The 18,352-nt window shown below is 66.4% G+C and carries 13 protein-coding genes and 1 pseudogene; 4 read left to right on the top strand and 10 right to left on the bottom strand.

Going from position 1 to position 18,352, the window contains the following annotated elements:
- Positions 1-35: 35 nt before the first annotated feature.
- The 3 genes from AC5P6S_RS15015 to AC5P6S_RS15005 all read right to left on the bottom strand — a co-directional run bounded on the left by AC5P6S_RS15015 (position 36) and on the right by AC5P6S_RS15005 (position 6,211).
- Entirely contained in the window at positions 36-1,439 is a 1,404-nt protein-coding gene (locus tag AC5P6S_RS15015) for a mannose-1-phosphate guanylyltransferase/mannose-6-phosphate isomerase (RefSeq protein WP_165711255.1), read from the bottom strand.
- Positions 1,440-1,450: 11 nt separating this feature from the next.
- Entirely contained in the window at positions 1,451-2,797 is a 1,347-nt protein-coding gene (locus AC5P6S_RS15010; RefSeq protein ID WP_165711256.1) for a phosphohexomutase domain-containing protein, read from the bottom strand.
- A gap of 96 nt (positions 2,798-2,893) precedes the next feature.
- A complete protein-coding gene (locus tag AC5P6S_RS15005) occupies positions 2,894-6,211 on the bottom strand; it encodes a DEAD/DEAH box helicase (protein WP_495204664.1) in 3,318 nt (1,105 codons plus the stop codon).
- A 157-nt stretch (positions 6,212-6,368) separates the two neighbouring features.
- Between AC5P6S_RS15005 and AC5P6S_RS15000 the strand changes: the two genes are divergently transcribed.
- Positions 6,369-7,100 carry a CoA transferase subunit A gene (locus AC5P6S_RS15000; RefSeq protein ID WP_065183708.1) on the top strand — a complete coding sequence of 244 codons (732 nt, stop codon included), beginning with the start codon at positions 6,369-6,371 and terminating at the stop codon, positions 7,098-7,100.
- A 1-nt stretch (position 7,101) separates the two neighbouring features.
- Complete coding sequence (locus AC5P6S_RS14995; RefSeq protein ID WP_060381085.1) at positions 7,102-7,734, top strand: CoA transferase subunit B; 633 nt, start codon at positions 7,102-7,104, stop codon at positions 7,732-7,734.
- A gap of 10 nt (positions 7,735-7,744) precedes the next feature.
- Here the strand turns inward: AC5P6S_RS14995 and AC5P6S_RS14990 are convergent, their stop codons facing one another.
- Positions 7,745-9,805, bottom strand: coding sequence for a glycoside hydrolase family 99-like domain-containing protein (locus AC5P6S_RS14990; RefSeq protein ID WP_495204655.1), 2,061 nt, complete (start codon positions 9,803-9,805; stop codon positions 7,745-7,747).
- A 125-nt stretch (positions 9,806-9,930) separates the two neighbouring features.
- On the opposite strand from AC5P6S_RS14990, the gene AC5P6S_RS14985 reads away from it, so the two are divergent.
- Positions 9,931-10,518 carry an alpha-ketoglutarate-dependent dioxygenase AlkB family protein gene (locus AC5P6S_RS14985; protein WP_087802820.1) on the top strand — a complete coding sequence of 196 codons (588 nt, stop codon included), beginning with the start codon at positions 9,931-9,933 and terminating at the stop codon, positions 10,516-10,518.
- 4 nt (positions 10,519-10,522) lie between these two features.
- Here AC5P6S_RS14985 and AC5P6S_RS14980 read toward each other — a convergent pair whose 3' ends face one another.
- The 4 genes from AC5P6S_RS14980 to AC5P6S_RS14965 are packed head-to-tail and all read right to left on the bottom strand — an operon-like array spanning position 10,523 to position 14,041.
- A complete protein-coding gene (locus tag AC5P6S_RS14980) occupies positions 10,523-11,164 on the bottom strand; it encodes an ABC-type transport auxiliary lipoprotein family protein (RefSeq protein ID WP_099561838.1) in 642 nt (213 codons plus the stop codon).
- A complete protein-coding gene (locus tag AC5P6S_RS14975; protein ID WP_005408000.1) occupies positions 11,161-12,087 on the bottom strand; it encodes an MlaD family protein in 927 nt (308 codons plus the stop codon). Before AC5P6S_RS14975 ends, AC5P6S_RS14980 begins: the two co-directional genes overlap by 4 nt.
- Before the next feature lie 3 nt (positions 12,088-12,090).
- Entirely contained in the window at positions 12,091-12,918 is an 828-nt protein-coding gene (locus tag AC5P6S_RS14970) for an ABC transporter ATP-binding protein (RefSeq protein ID WP_005408001.1), read from the bottom strand.
- 1 nt (position 12,919) lies between these two features.
- The gene (locus tag AC5P6S_RS14965; protein WP_005408002.1) at positions 12,920-14,041 is read right to left on the bottom strand and encodes an ABC transporter permease; all 1,122 of its coding nucleotides are present in this window, start codon (positions 14,039-14,041) and stop codon (positions 12,920-12,922) included.
- A gap of 93 nt (positions 14,042-14,134) precedes the next feature.
- On the opposite strand from AC5P6S_RS14965, the gene AC5P6S_RS14960 reads away from it, so the two are divergent.
- Positions 14,135-15,394 carry a threonine/serine exporter family protein gene (locus AC5P6S_RS14960; protein WP_005408003.1) on the top strand — a complete coding sequence of 420 codons (1,260 nt, stop codon included), beginning with the start codon at positions 14,135-14,137 and terminating at the stop codon, positions 15,392-15,394.
- A gap of 83 nt (positions 15,395-15,477) precedes the next feature.
- Here AC5P6S_RS14960 and AC5P6S_RS14955 read toward each other — a convergent pair.
- Positions 15,478-15,858: pseudogene (locus AC5P6S_RS14955) on the bottom strand (H-NS histone family protein); the annotation flags it as partial.
- 224 nt (positions 15,859-16,082) lie between these two features.
- A complete protein-coding gene (locus AC5P6S_RS14950; RefSeq protein WP_099561836.1) occupies positions 16,083-17,786 on the bottom strand; it encodes a proline--tRNA ligase in 1,704 nt (567 codons plus the stop codon).
- Positions 17,787-18,352 lie beyond the last annotated feature (566 nt).

Raw genomic sequence — 18,352 nt, 5'->3', positions numbered from 1 at the left:
TCGATGTCCGACTGCCCGTCGAAGGCGCCGCCGCGTCAGTTGCGCCCGTACGTATCCTCGAAACGCACGATGTCATCCTCGCCCAGATAACTGCCTGACTGCACTTCGATCAGTTCCAGCGGCAGCTTGCCGGGATTGCGCAGGCGATGCGTCACGCCCAGCGGGATGTAGGTGCTCTGGTTCTCGCTGAGCAGGATCACCTCGTTGCCGCGGGTCACCTCGGCGGTACCGCTGACCACGATCCAGTGTTCGGCGCGGTGGTGATGCATCTGCAGGCTGAGCGTACCGCCGGGCTTGACCGTGATCCGCTTGACCTGGAAACGCTCGCCGTTGTCGATCGAATCGTAGGCGCCCCAGGGGCGGTATACCTTGCGGTGCCAGGTCGCCTCGCTGCGGCCTTCGGCCTTCAGCTTGGCCACCACGGTCTTGACCTCCTGCATGCGGTCGGCCTTGCCGACCAGCACCGCATCGTCGGTCTCGACCACGATCACATCATCCAGCCCGACCAGTGCGACCAGGCGCTGGGCATAGGCATAGGTGTTGCGGCAATCGATGGCGATCACATCACCCTGGTGGGCATTGCCGTCGCCGTCCTGCTGCGAGACATCGCGCAGTGCGGTCCACGAACCGACGTCGTTCCAGCCGGCATTGAGCGGGATCACGACTGCATCGGCAGTCCTTTCCATCACCGCGTAGTCGATCGAGTCCGACGGCACCGCCGTGAAGGCATCCTTGTCCAGGCGGGTGAAGTCGGCATCGCGGCGCGCCTGCTGCCAAGCCTGGCGGCTGCGAGCCAGCATTTCCGGCTGGAAGCGTTCCAACTCCTGCAGGTAGCGCGAAGCCTTGAACAGGAACATGCCGCTGTTCCAGTAGTACTGGCCGCTGCTGACGTAACCGGTAGCGGTCTCCAGGTCGGGCTTCTCGACGAAACGCTCGACCGCGCGCACGCCCTGTCCATCAGCGGCCTTGATATAGCCATAACCGGTTTCTGGGCCGGTCGGCACGATGCCGAACGTGACCAGCTTGCCGGCTTCAGCGGCACTGGCGGCGGCCTGCACCGCGTTGCGGAAGGCCGCCTCGTCGGTGATCACATGATCGGAGGGCAGCACCAGCAGCAGCGCGTCGGCACCGTCACGGGTGGCCTCCAGCGCGGCCACGGCAATCGCCGGTGCAGTGTTGCGGCCTACCGGTTCCAGGATGATCGCGGCCGGCTCGGCGCCGACCTGCTGCAGCTGTTCGGCGGCAACGAAGCGGTGTTCCTCGTTGGCAATCACCAGCGGGCCACGCGCCGCCAGTGGGGCGACGCGTTGCCAGGTGGCCTGCAGCATCGTCAGCTCGCCGGCCAGTGGCAAGAACTGCTTCGGGTAGGCCTCGCGCGAAAGCGGCCATAGGCGTGTACCGGACCCACCGGACAGGATGACGGGCTGGATGCTGCTCATGCGGGCCTCGGTTACTGCTGGATCAGACGGGAGATTTCGTCGGTACGCGCCTGCATCAGTGCGGCGTCACCACGCGCTTCGACGTTCAGGCGCAGCAGCGGCTCGGTGTTGGAACTGCGCAGGTTGAAGCGCCAGTTGCCGAAGTCGGCACTGATGCCATCGGTGTGGTCCAGCGCGGGCGACTGCGCGGCGAAGTGTTCCATCACGCGCGCAACGGCGGCCTTGGCATCGGCCACCTTGAAGTTGATCTCGCCGCTGCACGGGTAGGCTGCCATGCGGTCTTCAACCCAGTCGGCCAGCGAACGGCCGCTCTCGGAAACCAGCTGGGCGATCAGCAGCCACGGAATCATGCCCGAGTCGGCATAGGCGAACTCGCGGAAATAGTGGTGTGCGCTCATCTCGCCGCCGTACACCGCGTCTTCGGCACGCATCTTTTCCTTGATGAAGGCATGGCCGCTCTTGCACTGCACCGCGACACCGCCGGCCTGCTCGACCATGTCCACCGTGTTCCAGACCAGGCGCGGGTCATGCACGATCTTGCCACCCGGGTTGCGCGCCAGGATCGCCTTGGCCAGCAGGCCGACCAGGTAATAGCCCTCGATGAAGCGGCCGGTGTGGTCGAAGAAGAAGCAGCGGTCGAAGTCACCGTCCCAGGCGATGCCGAAGTCGGCACCGTGTTCGCGCACCGCGTCGGCGGTGGCGGCGCGGTTCTCCGGCAGCAGCGGGTTGGGAATGCCGTTAGGGAAGCTGCCGTCCGGCTCGTGGCAGATGCGGATGAACTCGAACGGCAGGTGCGGTGCCAGCAGGTCGACGATGGCGCCGGCGCCGCCATTGCCCGCATTGACCACCAGCTTCAGCGGCTTCAGTTTGCTGGCATCGACGTAGCTCAGCAGATGCTGGATGTAGGCGTGCTTGTCATGCTGGGCGGTCTGCCCGGCACGCGGCGGCTGGGCCTCGGAGGAATCGGCGGCGACCGCGTCGGAAATCGCGAACAGGCCGGTATCCGAACTGATCGGCCGCGCGTTCTCCTTCACCAGCTTCATGCCGTTGTAGTCCATCGGGTTGTGGCTGGCGGTCACCATCACGCCGCCGGCCGCGCCGAGGTGATCGGTCTGGAAGTAGACCTCTTCGGTGCCGCACAGGCCGATGTCGATCACCTCACGGCCGGTCCCACGCAGGCCTGCGGCCAGCGCATCCTGCAGTGCCGGACTGGTAAGGCGCACATCATGGCCGAGGACCACCGGGCCTGGAGCGAGCTGTGCGGCCAGGGCGACGCCGATGCGACGGGCCAGGTCCTCGTTCAGTTCTTCCGGCACACGGCCGCGGATATCGTAGGCCTTGAAAGCGGGCAGGGGCATCGATCAGATCCTTTGTGAGCTCAGCCCCCGATTGTAGTCCCAGTCTCGTATGGGAATCGTTTCCATCGGGAAACGCCACCTGACTGGGTGTTCCGGTCAGTGCTGCGGCGGCCGCCGGCCCGGCCTGCGGGTGCGTCTGGCCGGCAGGCCCGGCAGTGGCGCCAGCAGTGCCTGCACGTCTTCTTCGCTGAAGCGCGGCCCGGCGCTGCCACCGCCTTCGAGAATCGATTCGGCCAGCAGAGCCTTGCGCTCCTGCAGCTCGGCAATCCGCTCTTCGATGCTGCCTGCAGTGATCAACCGGTAGACGAACACCGGCTGCTGCTGGCCGATCCGGTGAGCGCGGTCACTGGCCTGGTTCTCGGCAGCGGGATTCCACCAGGGATCGAAATGGATGACGGTGTCGGCCGCGGTCAGGTTCAACCCCACGCCACCTGCCTTGAGGCTGATCAGGAACACCGGGATTTCACCCTGCATGAAACGCTGCACCGGCGTGGCCCGGTCCTGGGTATCACCGGTCAGGGTCACATAGGCCAGTCCCAGATCGTCCAGCGCCTGCGCGATCAGCGACAGCATGCCGGTGAACTGCGAGAACACCAGGATGCGACGACCTTCCTCGACCATCGGCGGCAGCATCTCGCGCAACAGATCCAGTTTGGCCGAGCCTGCAGCCCGTGCCGGTGCGTTGCCCGGCAGCAGGCGCGGATCGCAGCAGACCTGGCGCAGTTTCAGCAATGCATCCAGCACCACGATATGGCTGCGCGCCAGCCCGCTGCCGCTGATGGCCTCACGCACCTGCTTTTCCATCGCTGCACGCACGGTTTCATAGAGATCACGCTGGCCGCCCTCCATTTCGACCGCACGGGTAATGAGGGTCTTGGGCGGAAGCTCCGACGCGACCTGGTCCTTGCGTCGGCGCAGGATGAACGGGCGCAACCGCTGCGCCAGCAGCTGGGCACGGCGATGGTCGCTGCCGCGTTCGATGGGGTGGCGCCAATGCTGGTTGAACTGCTTCTCGGTGCCGAGCAGGCCAGGCAGCAGGAAATCGAACTGCGTCCACAGTTCGCCCAGGTGGTTTTCCAGCGGCGTGCCGGTCAGACACAGGCGATGGCGGGCCTGCAACGTGCGCAGGGTGACGGCAGCGCGTGATTTCGGATTCTTCACCTGCTGGGCTTCATCCAGAATCAGCAGATGGTAGGCATATGCCTGCAGCGCCTGCTCGTCGCGCCACAGCAGGGGGTACGTGGTCAGTACAAGATCGTGTTCGGGGATGGCCTCGAACAGCGCTTCACGTGCCGGTCCATGCAGGGTCAGCACACGCAGGGCAGGGGTGAAGCGTGCCGCTTCGCTCTGCCAGTTGTGCAGCAGCGAGGTCGGCACCACCAGCAGCGCCGGCTGGTCCAGGCGGCCACTTTCCTTCTCGACCAGCAGATGCGCCAGGGTCTGCAGAGTCTTGCCCAGCCCCATGTCATCGGCCAGCACGCCGCCCAAGCCCTGCTGGCGCAGGTACTGCAGCCACGACAGGCCCTCGAGCTGATAGGGGCGAAGCGTTGCCTCCAGCCCTGCCGGCGGCGGTACTTCGCTCGGTGCGGGTGCCTGCATCAGCCGCTGCACGAGCGCCTGGGTATCCTTGCGGCCACGGAACTGCAGGCGCGCAGTGTCCTGCAGCGCCTGCAGGCGGCCACGGTCAAGCGCAGACAGGCGCAGCGGCGCGCCACGCTGGGTAAACAGGTCCGCCAACAGGGCCATGATCGGCTTGAGTCGTGCGGCCCGCAGTGCCAGGCGCGTGTTGTCGCCCGTCGTCAACAGGATGTTCTCGTCGTCGCCGATGTCATCCAGCTGGCCACGCATCCAGCGAGGGTCGGCCTGCAGCACCTGCTGCAGCAGCGGAACCATCGACACATCGCGGCCTTCCACCTGGATGTCCAGGCCCAGGTTGAACCAGCCCGCGTCTTCCGGGTCCGCCTGGATGTCCAGGTCGATCTCCTCCACCCGGGTGATGCGATGGCGGAAATCCTCGTCCGCCTCCACCTTCCAGCCCAAGGCTTCCAGGCGCGGCACGTCGTCCAGCAGGAACCGTGTCCAGTCATGGGTACGCAGCTGGAACTGCGGGCCGGCGCCTTCCAGTGGCGCCCGCGGAGCCGTGTCGCGATGCAAGCCCACCGTGCGCAGCTCGGCCTCGCGCCGTGATTCCTCACCCAGGTCGCGGGGCAGCAGTGCGAGTTGACCCTCCGGATCGTGGGCGAACAGGCTCGGATCATCCAGGAACCGCACGTGCTCGTCGTACTCGAAGGCCACGGTTGCGATATCGGCCCATTGCGAAGGGTCGCGGGGGCCGAGCCACGGCGGCCGGAATTTGATCGTATGCAGGCGCAGCACGGGGGTCATGGCGCTGATCTGCAGCGTAGGCAGTGTGTCGCCTGCACCGGGGCGCGGCAGCGCGGGGTCGATCTGTTGCAGCAGTTGCGCCACGATCGGTTCCTCATCGGGGAGCAGGTGGGGAAGGGCGAGGAACGCGTCTGCGTCCTCCGGCTTGACGTCCAGCAGGAGAAGGCCGACTTCACCGGAGACCGGATCCAGGTAACCGGCACTAGATCCCAGTACGAGGCCGTCCGCATCGCCTTCCACGCTCAGTGCCGGCGCCAGCAGCAACCTGCCGTGAATCGTCTCTGCGCTCCACCCCAACGTACCGCGACGTGGTGCGCCGGGCCTGGCCGGCACGCGATCATGCATGCCACATGACACCCAGCCATGCCCGCTGGACACGATCGACTGCAGGATCGTGCCGACGTCGAACCACTCCGGCGGTTTTACCGACTGATGCAGGGCCCACAGCTGCGCCACCGCGGCCAGGTCGGCCTGCGTCAGGTAGGCGGGCGGTTCCAGCAACAGCTGAGGGGTGATTTCCTGCCACTTGTCGAACTCGATCGTATCGTCGAGGGCGTATTTGACGCGGCGGAGCAGGATGGAAGGCCGGTGATTGAACGTGGACAGCTCGAAGATGATGCCGTTTCTACGCGACCGGGGAGGCTGGGCTCTGACGGACTGCCAGCGTGACAGCTGTTCCAGCAGTTCGCGGCGTGGCGACTGGACCGGTTCGTGCTCCGACGCTGGATCGTCATCGCCCAGGTCTGCTGCGTCCAGCATGTGGGCGACCAGCACTGCCGCCACGTGCTTGCAGTGATGGCCGACAGGGCACGAGCATTCACTTTGCAGGCGGCTGCGAGGATGGCGCAGGCTGGCTTCCAGATCGATTTCCACCCGGTAGGGATATCTGGCCGAGCCTTTCACTTCGGCGATGAGCATTCCACTGGTCAGATGCATGTTGCGGACACCGGACAGGCAACGTTCGCTCTTTTCCAGTGTCCACGCGTCCATCCAGCGGAGCAGGTCTTCTTCGGTGTAGGTCTGGGCCATCAATGAGGGTGGGCCGGGCATGGGGCCGGCCATGGCAGGGGAACCGGGCATTCTACGGAACCCAGTGCGATGCCCGTGCAATGCTGCGGCGCATCCAGGCCCTTCGCCGCCCTCCAGCTAGAATGCGGTCATCCTCAACGTGCAGGGTAGTACAGCAATGCAGCAATCGACTTTCACCGGCAAGCGCAGCAAGCGCTTCGCCAGTGCGGCGGAGGCCCTGCAAGGGGTGGTCGCCGATGGCCAGACGCTGGCCGTGGGCGGCTTCGGCCTGTGTGGCATTCCCGAGGCATTGATCGCCGCGCTGCGCGACAGTGGTGCCAAGGGCCTGACCGTGATCTCCAACAATGCCGGCGTTGATGGTTTCGGCCTGGGCCAACTGCTGGAAACCCGGCAGATCAAGAAGATGATTTCGTCCTACGTGGGCGAGAACAAGGAGTTCGAGCGGCAGTTCCTGGCCGGCGAGCTCGAGCTGGAATTCAATCCGCAGGGCACCCTGGCCGAGCGCTTGCGTGCCGGCGGTGCGGGTATTCCGGCGTTCTTCACCGCCACCGGCTATGGCACGGTGGTGGCCGAAGGCAAGGAAACCCGCGAGTTCGACGGCAAGCACTACGTGATGGAAACCGCGCTGCGCGCCGACGTGGCGCTGGTCAAGGCGTGGACGGCCGACGAGGCCGGCAACCTGGTGTTCCGCAAGACCGCGCGCAACTTCAACCCTGCCTGTGCGATGGCCGGCAAGATCTGCATCGTGGAGGTGGAGGAGGTGGTACCGGTCGGTGCCATCGATCCGGACCAGGTGCACCTGCCGGGCATCTACGTGCACCGCATCGTGCACAACGCGCATCCTGAAAAACGCATCGAACAGCGCACCATCCGCGCGGAGGGCAACTGACATGGCGTGGACCCGTGACGAGATGGCGGCACGCGCCGCCCGCGAACTGACCGATGGTGCGTACGTGAACCTGGGCATCGGCCTGCCGACACTGGTCGCCAACCACATCCCTGAAGGCGTGGACGTGTGGCTGCAGTCGGAGAACGGCCTGCTCGGTATCGGCCCGTTCCCGACCGACGCGGAAGTGGACGCCGACCTGATCAATGCCGGCAAGCAGACCGTGACCGCACGCGCCGGTGCCAGCTATTTCGGCAGCCACGACAGCTTCGCGATGATCCGCGGCGGCCACGTCAACCTGGCCATCCTCGGGGCCATGCAGGTCACCGACAAGGGCGACCTGGCCAACTGGATGGTGCCCGGCAAGATGGTCAAGGGCATGGGCGGCGCGATGGACCTGGTGGCCGGCGTGCAGCGCGTGGTGGTGCTGATGGAGCACACCGCCAAGAACGGCGAGCACAAGGTCCTGGCCGAATGCACGCTGCCGCTGACCGGCGTCGGCGTGGTCGACCGCATCATCACCGACCTGGCCGTGTTTGACGTCACCGATGCTGGTCTGGTGCTGGTGGAAGCGGCGCCGGGTGTGGGCGACGATGAGCTGAAGGAGAAGACCGGCGTGGCGTTTGCGCGCAGCTGAGGCCGGAGCCTCAGCGCTTTCGGGCGTAAGCATATTCCGAGGAGGAAGCGCGCGGGGGAGCGCCTTCCACCTCGGAGGTGTCGGCCACGGTGAACCCGGCAGCGGACACTACGGCTCCAGTCGCACGTTCGATGGCATGCGCCAGCGTGCCATCGATCTGCCCCGCTTCAGTGTCGAACATGCTCGGCAGCAGATGGGCATCGAGCAGCGGGCGCAGCGCCGGCAGGCGTACCCAGAACATGCTGCCGGACGCGAACTGCCCGTCACCGGGCGCGCTGTCCAGGCCCAGCAATGCCCACAGCCGCTCCATGCGCTGCGCATTGCCGCCGATGTAGTCGGCTACCTTCAGCAGGTGGCCCGCCGGAGCCATCAGGCCGATGCTGGGATTTGCCAGCAGATGGGCCAGGTTCGCCGCAGCCTGCGCAGTGCCCAGCAGCGCATCGACCATCTCGCGCCGCCACTGGTCACCATTGTCGCGGTGGGTGGAGCGCTTGGTGTGCAGCTTCAGCACCAGCGATTCGTTCTGCTGCAGCAATCGGTCGGCGGCGTGCAGGAACGGCAGGACGTCCCGGCCGTGGTTGTCGTAGACCCAGATCTCAGCGGTCAGGCCCTGCGCATCGATGATCGACTGCACCTGTGCCTGACGCTCGCCTGTGGTGGTGATGACCAGGCGTGCCTGTAGCCCGCTGTCCTTCACTGCCTGCAACAGCTCCGGCAGGGCATCCAGGTACCACGCGTGGATGACGATGCAGGGACGCGACGGAGCGGCCTGCGAGGGGAACAGCGCGCGCCGGGTGGCTTGCAGCCAGGCATGGCCGAGACGGGCATCGGGTTCAAGAACAGCGCTTTCGGCCCATTCGTTCCAGGCATTGATGAATACCAGGCGCCGAGCAGGCGCCACATCACGCAGGCGCTGGTGCACCGTGTCGTGCAACCAGTCGCTGTAGCCACGCGGCGACGCGTGAAGCAGCACGCGGCCGCGTCCCGGGCGGCGCGCTTCGTTGTCCCAGCCCGGGTTGACACCTGGATACAACGGATAGTCCGCCAGTGGTGCACGGCGCATCTGTGTCGCCAGCTCACGCCAGTCACGCACGTCGCCTTCGTAATCGGGATTGAGCAGGAACTGCGTGGTGTTCAGCTGGCGTGGGGCGGCAATATTCGGTGGGAACTCCACCGCGGCATCGAAGCCGATGTCGCGGGGGTCCGGGCGTTCGAAACTCTGCACGTAGGCCAGATGGATCTCGCCGATGCCATTTTCACGGCACCAGCCACGCCAGCGCGCCGCCGTGGCCTTGGGGTCGGGCAGCAACTGTGGCCGGTACAGCAGCAACACCGGTCGTCCCTCGATCTTCAACGCACGCCGGTCGCGCAGGTAATCGGCAACGTGGGCGATGAACGCCAGATCATCCTCGGCACTGTGCTGTTGGCCGATCAGTACGTCCTGGTTGCGCCCATCCCAGCGCCGGGTCCAGTTCTCGTTGGCCCAACACAGGCAGAACGGCAGCTCGATCGTGCTGTCGGCCAACCACTGCCGCAGCGGCCGCTCCATCAGCGTGTGGCCGCTGAACCAGTAGAAGTAGAAGCAGAAAGCGCCGATGCCATGGTCTGCAGCGAGTTTGGCCTGCGCCCGCAGCGTGTCGCCAACACGAAGGTCATAGAAGCCCAGGTCGCCGGGCAGGCGTGGCTGTACATGGCCCTCGAACTGGGGCAGGGCGCGGCTGACATTTCGCCATTCAGTGAAGCCCTTGCCCCACCAGGCATCGTTCTCTTCGAACGGATGGAACTGGGGCAGATAGAAGGCCACCAGCGTAGCTGGCAGCGTGGCAGGCAATGGCGCGTCATCTTCGGCGGCGTAGCCGATCGCCCGTTCATCGGCGCGCTGCAGTGGACGGGTACCGTCGGCAGCGGCGCCGAGGCGACCACGCGGCGGAGGGGGACTCCAGCTGCCAATGCGATCCAGGCCCCGGTTGCGCAGCCGATCACGCAGCGACGCAGGCATCGGCAGGGCACGGAACAGTGCGCGCAGGACCGAGAAGGTGAGCTGGCGGATGCCGGGCGCCGCGTGGCTCATGGATGGAACCTGGGAAAAGAGGGGCGGCGCATGATTCGGGACCAACGGTGGGACTGCAGCCATTTTCCGGTAATCGTCGCTGCAACGGCAAATCCATCAAATCCATCAGGTGCTACTGTGCCGCCATGCTGTTCCCCCACGACCTTCCCGATGCGGACGTCCGCCACCTCCCGGCCTGGCTGTCTCCCGCCGAGGCCGATGCCTTGCAGCGCGATCTGCAAGCCGGCGTGCCGTGGGAGGTGCATCGCATCCGCATGTTCGGCAGCTGGGTGGATTCGCCACGGTTGAGCTGCTGGATAGGTGATCCGCAGGCGCGCTATCGCTACTCGGGGGCAGAATTCGTGCCGCACCCGTGGCCGCCGTCCCTGCAGGGCATGCGCGAGCGCCTGCAGGACGATGGCTTCGGCCGCTTCAACAGCGTACTGCTGAACCGCTATCGCGGCGGTGGCGATTACATGGGCTGGCACAGCGACGACGAGCCCGAACTGGGCCCGGCGCCGGTGATCGCCTCGCTGAGCCTGGGCGCGGCACGGCGCTTCCTGCTGCGCCGGCGAGACGATACGGCGCAGAAGACCGAGTACCTGCTCGGCCATGGCGACCTGCTGGTAATGGCCGGGCAGACCCAGCGTTATTACCAGCACGCGTTGCCGAAGATGGCGCGCGTGCAGGGCGAGCGGATCAACCTGACGTTCCGCTGGATTGCGCCACGCTGATCGATCAGCGCGTGACGGTCGGCTGGTCGGCCTGCCCGCTCACCAGCGTCCAGCCCACCACATCCTGCGCCAGCTGCTGCAGGCCGCGCTCGAACGCGGCGGTCACCGCCGGCACGTCGGTACTGCCGACCGGCTGTGCCTGGCGGAAGGTACGGTCGGCCACCACGCGCTGGTCGGCGACGTGGATCAGCTTGGCGTTGACCTCGATCACCACGGTCGGCGTGGCCTGGCCCTGGTAGTCCGACTCGAAGCGGCGCACGTCGGTGGACAGCTTGTAGTCGGCGCGGATGCCGGCGGTGCTGCGGGCGACGCCGTGGATGCGTCCGGAATCCTCAAAGCCGCGCAGCAGGGTGTCCTCGATCATGTCGGTGGCCGGCTGGGCCCAGCTGGCGCCCTTGTAGATCTCCAGCTGCGATGGGGTCGGCCGCACGTTGATGCGCGGGCTGTCGACCATGCGTGCGGCGCTGGGCTTGGCCAGTACCAGCTGCCAGCTGGCCTGCGGCCACGCCGGATCGGCCTTCACCTGCACGGCGGGCGAGTACAGCGTCACCGCGGTTTTCTCGCTGCTGCCAAGGATGGAGCAGCCGCCCAGCAGGGTGACCAGCGAAGCGGCCAGCAGCAGGCGCGGAAGGGTCATCGGGCTCATTTGGGTTCGAACTCCTTCGGTGCGTCGCGGCCCAGCAGGTAGCGCGCGGGGTTGTTCTCGAGGCGGTCGCTGACCCGGCGCAGGTCGCGGATCAGGCCGCGCAGTTCGGTCAGCGTCGGGCCCAGCTGGCCGAGGCCATCATTGGCGAAGCTGTTGATCGCGGCGCGGTTCTCGCCAAGGATCGAATCGGCGTTGCCGGCGGCCGAGTCGAGCTTGGCCAGAGTGCCATCCAGTTTGTCGATGATGCCCGGCAGCTGCTGCACCAGGTTCCTGTCCAGGCGCTCGATGGTGCCGTTGGTGGTCTTCAGCGTGGTGTCCAGACTGCGGGCGGCATCGCGCGCGCTGAGCAGCAGCGCCTGGGTACCCTGGTCACGGTCGGCCAGGCCGCCGCTGATCGTCTCCAGGTTGGCCAGCGTCGCGTTGATCGAGGCCACGTTGCGGTCGCTGAGGATCTGGTCCATGCGCTCGACGATGCGGTTGGCGACGTCGGTGATGTTCTGCAGCGCCGACGGCGTGGTCGGGATGATCGGGGCCGGGTCCTTGTTGACCGTGGTCAGCGCCGGCGACTGCGGCGTGCCGCCGCTGAGCTGGATGATCGACGGGCCGGTCAGGCTGGTGATCGCCAGCTTGGCACGGGTATCGGTCTTGACCGGGGTGGTCGAGTTCAGGCGGATGCGTGCGACCACCTGGCGCGGGTCGTCCGGCACCAGGTTCAGTTCGATGATCGAACCGACCGCGATGCCGTTGTACTGCACCGGGCTGCCCACCGACAGGCCGGTCACGGCCTCGCGGAACACCACGCGGTATTCCTGCCAGGTGCGGTCGGAGGAGTACTTGGCCGCCCACAGGCCGAAGGCCAGCAGGGCCAGGCCGGTGATCAGGGTGAACGCGCCGATCAGCACGTAGTTGGCTTTGGTTTCCATGGCTCAGGCACTCTCGATCTGTTCGCCGCGCGCGGCACGCGCACGCGGTCCGTGGAAGTATTCCTGGATCCACGGATGATCCAGTTTCTCGATGTCCGGCAGCGGCGCGTTGGCCACCACTTTGCGGTCGGCGATCACCGCCACCCGGTCGCAGATGGCGTACAGCGTGTCCAGGTCGTGGGTGATCAGGAACACGGTCAGCCCCAGCGCCTCCTGCAGGGTCTTGATCAGGCGGTCGAACGCGGCCGCACCGATCGGGTCGAGGCCTGCGGTCGGTTCATCCAGGAACAGCAGCGGCGGGTCCAGCGCCAGCGCGCGGGCCAGGCCGGCGCGCTTGCGCATGCCACCGGACAACTGCGATGGCAGCTTGTTGATCGCATCGGCGGGCAGGCCGGCCAGCTTCACCTTCAGCAGCGCCAGCTCGTAGTGCCAGCGCTCGGGCAATTCGCGGTGGTGTTCCTTCAAGGGCACCTGCACGTTCTCGCCCACGGTCAGCGATGAGAACAGGGCGCCGTCCTGGAACAGCACGCCGGTATTGCGTTCGATGTGCAGGCGGCTCTCGGCGTCGTCGGCACGCGCATCGCGGCCCAGCACTTCGATCTGGCCGGCGTCGGGCGTGCGCAGGCCCAGGATCGAGCGCATCAGCACCGACTTGCCGGTGCCCGAGCCACCCACCACGCCCAGGATCTCGCCACGGCGCACGTCCAGGTCCAGGTCTTCATGCACGGTCTGGCTGCCGAAGCGGTTGACCAGCCCGCGCACGCGGATGGCCAGGTCGTGGCCGTCGCCGTCCTGCATGGGTATTTCTTCGGGAGTCGGATGCGTGCTCATGTCACCAGTCCATGTGCATGAACCACAACGCCGCGAAGGCGTCGATGATGATCACCAGCGAGATCGTCTGCACCACGCTGGAGGTGGTGCGTTCACCGACCGACTGCGCCGTGCCTTCCACCTTCAGCCCTTCCAGGCAGCCGATCAGGCCGATCACCAGCGCAAACACCGGCGCCTTCGACAGGCCGACCAGCATGTGCCGCACTTCCATCGTCTCGTGCATGCGCGCGATGTACATCTGCGGCGGGATGTCGAGGTCGAACGCGCCGACAGTGATGCCGCCGGCCAGGCCCGCGATCATCGCGATGAAGGTCAGCAGGGGCAGGGTGACCAGCAGCGCCAGCAGGCGTGGCAGCACCAGCAGGTCGATCGGATCCAGACCCAGCGTGCGCATCGCGTCGATTTCCTCGCGCGCCTTCATCGCGCCGATCTGCGCGGTGAACGCACTGGCGGTGCGGCCGGCCAGCACGATCGCGGTCAGCAGCACGGCGAACTCGCGCAGGAAGGCGATGTTGACCAGCTCGACCACGTAGATCTCGGCGCCGAAGTCGCGCAGGATGGTCGAGCCGAGAAAGGCGATCACCGCGCCAACCAGGTAGGACAGCAGCGCCACCAGCGGTACTGCGTCCAGCCCGACCTGCTCCATCTGGTGGACGGTGGCGGTCAGGCGGAAACGGCGGGGCTCCTTGACCAGGCGTGCAGCCTTGACCAGGTTCTCGCCGAGGAAACTGCACAGCGCCTTGATGTTGTGGCCAGTGGCATGGACGCTGACACCGAGCCGTTCCAGCGCCGCCAGCACGCCGAAATCGCGCTTGGGCCGGGGCCGGTCGTCAGCCACTTCCTCGATGGTGCAGACCAGTGCCTGGTGGTCCGGCCGGAACTGCAACGCGTCCTCGCCAAGGTCGGCGCGATGCGCTACGCGCAGTACCTGCAGCACGCCGGCCGAATCCATCTTCTCGATGCCGGTGGCGTCGATGCCGGTCAGCGTGTCGGGAACGCCGCGCAGGACTTCGGCCGCGGCCAGCGCGGTCTTCAAGGTCCAGGTGCCGGACAGGCGGATCAGGCCCGGGTCATGGGCATCCTGTTCGAGCTGGGGGGCGTGGTTCGGGGTCACTTGGGCCATTCGGGTCGCAGCATAACCGTTCTGTCTGGGGCATCGCGTCGAACCCGGATGAATTTATCCAGTGCGGCCCGGCAGTAGGTAATACTACGGCGCATGTCCGCAGACGCTCACACGATCCCCACGCCCCAGGCCACCTACGCGCAGCGCGTGGCCTTTGTTTCCGAGATCGCCGGACGCCTGCACAGCTACGGCACCACGGCCCAGCGCCTGGAAACGGCGGTGGTGGCACTGGCCCGCCAGCTCGATCTGGATTGTGAACCCTGGTCGAATCCCACCGGTATCATCCTCAGTTTCAGCGACCCGGCACAGGCGATCGGCTCCAGCGACATCACCCGCGTGATCCGCCTGGCACCCGGTGAGAACGACCTGCACAAGCTCAGCGTCGCCGACCATATCGCCGAGGAAGTGGCCAACGGGCGGATGAGCATTGCCCAGGGCCACACCGCGCTGCGCCAGTTGGACAAGGATCCGGGCCGGCGCGGCAAGCTGCGCACCATTCTTTCATTCACCCTCGGCGCGGCCGGCGTGGCCGGCATGTGGAAGCTGCCGTGGCTGGACATCGCCACCGCCGGTGTCATCGGCCTGATGATCGGCCTGCTCGGCATGGTCACCGACCGTCGCCCGGCCACCCGTGAAGCGGCCGAGGCGCTGGCGGCGCTGCTGGCCGGCATGGTCGCAACCCTGGTCGCGTCCTTTGTCGGCGCACTCAACCTCAACACGGTGATCATCGCCTCGCTGGTGGTGCTGCTGCCGGGCATGTCGCTGACCAATGCGGTCAATGAACTCGCCAGCCAGCATTGGGTCTCCGGTACCGCGCGCTTCGCCGGCGCGTTGACCACCATCATGAAGCTCAGCGTGGGCGCGATGATCGCGGTGACCCTGGCTGATGTACTCGGCCTGGACCCGGTGATCCGCGCCACGCGGCCGCAGGGGCCGTGGGTGGAGTGGGGTTCGCTGCTGACCGCGGCATTCGCCTTCGCGATGCTGTTCAAGGCCAACCGGCGCGATTACCCGTGGGTGATCGCGGCCTCGGTGGCGGGTTACGCGATCTCCAAGTTCGGCGGGCACGCCTGGGGCGCGCCGGCCGGCATCTTCCTGTCAGCGATGTTGCTGACCGCCGGTGGCAATCTGTTCGGCCGCCTCGTTGGCCGCCCAGGAGCGATCATCCGCCTGCCCGGCATCATCATGATGGTGCCCGGCAGCACCAGCCTGCGCGGCGTGCTGACCCTGGTCCAGCAGCAGGACGTTGGCGCGGGCCAAAGCGTGTTCCTCACCGTGCTCAACGTGGTGATGGCGCTGGTGGCCGGCCTGCTGTTCGGCAACCTGCTGATGCCGGCGCGCAAAACCCTGTAGGTGTGGACCGTTGGCCCGCACACCGAAGAATGAAAAACGCCGGCTTCCGCCGGCGTTTTTCATTGCATCCCGATCCGGCCTCAGACCTTCTTGATCAGGAAATCTTCCGGCTTCTTGTTGCCCTTGGCGGTCAGCTCGGCCATCCAGCGCGGCTGCTTGCCACGACCGGTCCAGGTTTCCTTGGGGTTGGCCGGGTTGCGGTACTTCGGGGCAACCTTGCCCAGCTTGCGGCCGGCGGTCTTGGACGGTGCCTTGGCTGCCGGGGCGGCTTTGCGCGCGCGCGGTGCCGGGGCGCCGCCGAACAGTTCTTCAATGGTGTAACCCTCGGTCTTGGCCAGCTTGGTCAGCTGGGCCCGGACCTTGGTGATTGGCCGGCGCTTGGCGACGATGGTCTGCTGCTTCTTGGCGGTACGGATCAGGGCGCCCAGCTCGCGTGCCGACAGGCCGGTCAGGTCAATGCTCATTTACGGTTACTCCGGAAACTAAAATGTGGACGGGACGAGCCAGTCCATGGCGTCGCGGGACAGAATAAAGATGAATTAATCACAGCACAAATGCAGGCGGGTCATGGCCTGGCAGCATCCCGGCTGCATTGCGTCGATTTTGACCGGATTATGTCCGCTGCAATATTGCTCAACTGGGCGACAGGCAAAAAAAAAGACCGAGGCGTGCCCCGGTCTTCTCCTGATCAGCCCTGCAGTCGCTGCAGCAGGGTGGCCTTGTCCAGGCTTTCCGCTTCGCTGGCGCGGCGCGAGCGGTACTCGTAGGTACCGGCGGCCAGGCCGCGCTCGCTCACCACCACGCGGTGCGGGATGCCGATCAGTTCCATGTCGGCGAACATCGCACCCGGGCGCAGGCCACGGTCGTCCAGCGCGGCATCGAGGCCGGCGTCGCGGAGTTCCTGCAGCAGGCTGGCAGCAGCATCGGCCACGGCGGCGTCGCCCCTCGGGTTGATCACGCACACCACCACCTGCCACGGCGCCATCGCGTCCGGCCAGATGATGCCGGCATCGTCATGGTTCTGTTCGATCGCGGCAGCCACCACGCGCGAGATACCGATGCCGTAGCAGCCCATCGCCATCACCGCCGCCTTGCCGTTCTCGTCCAGCACGGTGGCATCCAGCGCTTCGGCATATTTGCGGCCGAGCTGGAACACGTGGCCGACTTCGATGCCACGGGCGATCTTCAGTTCGCCACCGTCCAGCGCGCGGTCACCGGCACGCACGTTGCGGATGTCGGCCACTTCCGGTTCCGGCAGGTCGCGGCCCCAGTTGACCCCGGCCAGGTGGAAACCGGCTTCGTTGGCGCCGACGACGAAGTCGGACATCGCGGCCACTTCGCGGTCGGCGACCACGCGGATGGCCTTGGCCGGGGCGACCGGACCGAGGAAGCCCGGCACGCTGCCCAGGTACTCGGCGATTTCCGCCTCGCTGGCAAAGCGCTGTTCGTCCAGGCCGGCAACCTTGGCCAGCTTGATTTCGTTGACCTCATGGTCGCCGCGCACCAGCACCAGCACGAACTGCTGTGCTTCGCCTTCACCGGCGATCAGCGCCACCGACTTCACCGTGCGCTGCAGCTCGATGCCGAGCAGCGCCGCGACGTCCTCGCAGGTTTTCTGGGTAGGGGTGTCGACCTTGCGCATGGCTTCACTGGCAGCCGCACGCGGTGCCGGGTCGGCGGCGATCGCCGCTTCCATGTTCGCGGCGTAGTCCGAACCGGTGGAGAACACCAGCGCGTCCTCGCCGGAATCGGCGATGACGTGGAATTCCTGCGAGGCATCGCCACCGATCGCACCGGAGTCGGCCTGCACCATGCGGAAGTCCAGGCCGAGGCGGGTGAAGATGCGGCTGTAGGCCGACTTCATGTTCTCGTACTCGCGCACCAGGCACTCATCGTGCAGGTGGAACGAATAGGCGTCCTTCATCAGGAACTCACGCGAACGCATCACGCCGAAGCGCGGACGGATCTCGTCGCGGAACTTGGTCTGCACCTGGTAGAAGTTCACCGGCAGCTGCTTGTAGCTGGACAGCTCGCTGCGCGCGAAGTCGCAGGCGGCTTCTTCGGCGGTCGGGCTGTAGCAGAACACCTGGTCCTTGCGGTCCTTGATCTTCAGCAGCTGCGGGCCGAACTTCTGCCAGCGGCCGGTCTGCTCCCACAGTTCCTTCGGCTGGATGGTCGGGATCTGGAATTCCACGGCACCGGCGCGGTCCATTTCCTCGCGCACGATGCGTTCAACCTTGCGCAGCACGCGCAGGCCCAGCGGCGACCAGGTGTACAGGCCCGATGCCAGCTTGCGGATCATGCCCGCGCGCAGCATCAGCCGGTGGCTGGTGAGCTCGGCGTCGCTGGGGGTTTCCTTGGTGGTGTGCAGGTGGAACTGGGAGAGGCGCATCGTCGGCTTCGGATAACGGCAGAGACGCCTATTCTGCCAGCCCGGCCGGGGAGAGGGGTATCGGCAGGGCTGCGCCCTGCACCCGCAGTAGTGCCGGCCGCTGGCCGGCAACCTCAGAAGCAACTGCCGAAGCAACAGCGGGCTTCCCGTGGGAGGCGGGGTGGGTCCGGTTGCGGGAGACGCCGTAAACCCATCCCTGGGGGCTTGGCCGCGGCATCCATGCCGCGGACACTCCCGCAACCGGACCCACCCCGCCTTCGACAGTTTCCTGCGAGCTGTCGGAATGGCTCCTGGGGTCAGATCCGTTTTCCGCAGGAAAACGGATCTGACCCCGGATTCAATTCGAGATCTGACAGATTTCATCCACGCATGGCGTGGATCTACCACCGTCACCAGGAACCTGTCGGGGGTGGGGCGGTGTGGGTTGGCAGGACCGTTGGCGCCATGGATGGCGCCATCGAGCCCCCAGGGGTGAGGGCGCTTTGCTTGCGAAGCACTGCTTCGCAAGCGCCCGAACGCACAGCCGCCAGCGGCTGGGCCGGACCCCGGAAGGGGGGTTTACGGCG

This window comes from Stenotrophomonas sp. YJH_SMC_119 (genome assembly GCF_059368315.1).
Note: the sequence above shows the minus strand (reverse complement) of the source record. Positions and strands in the feature narration are given on the sequence as shown.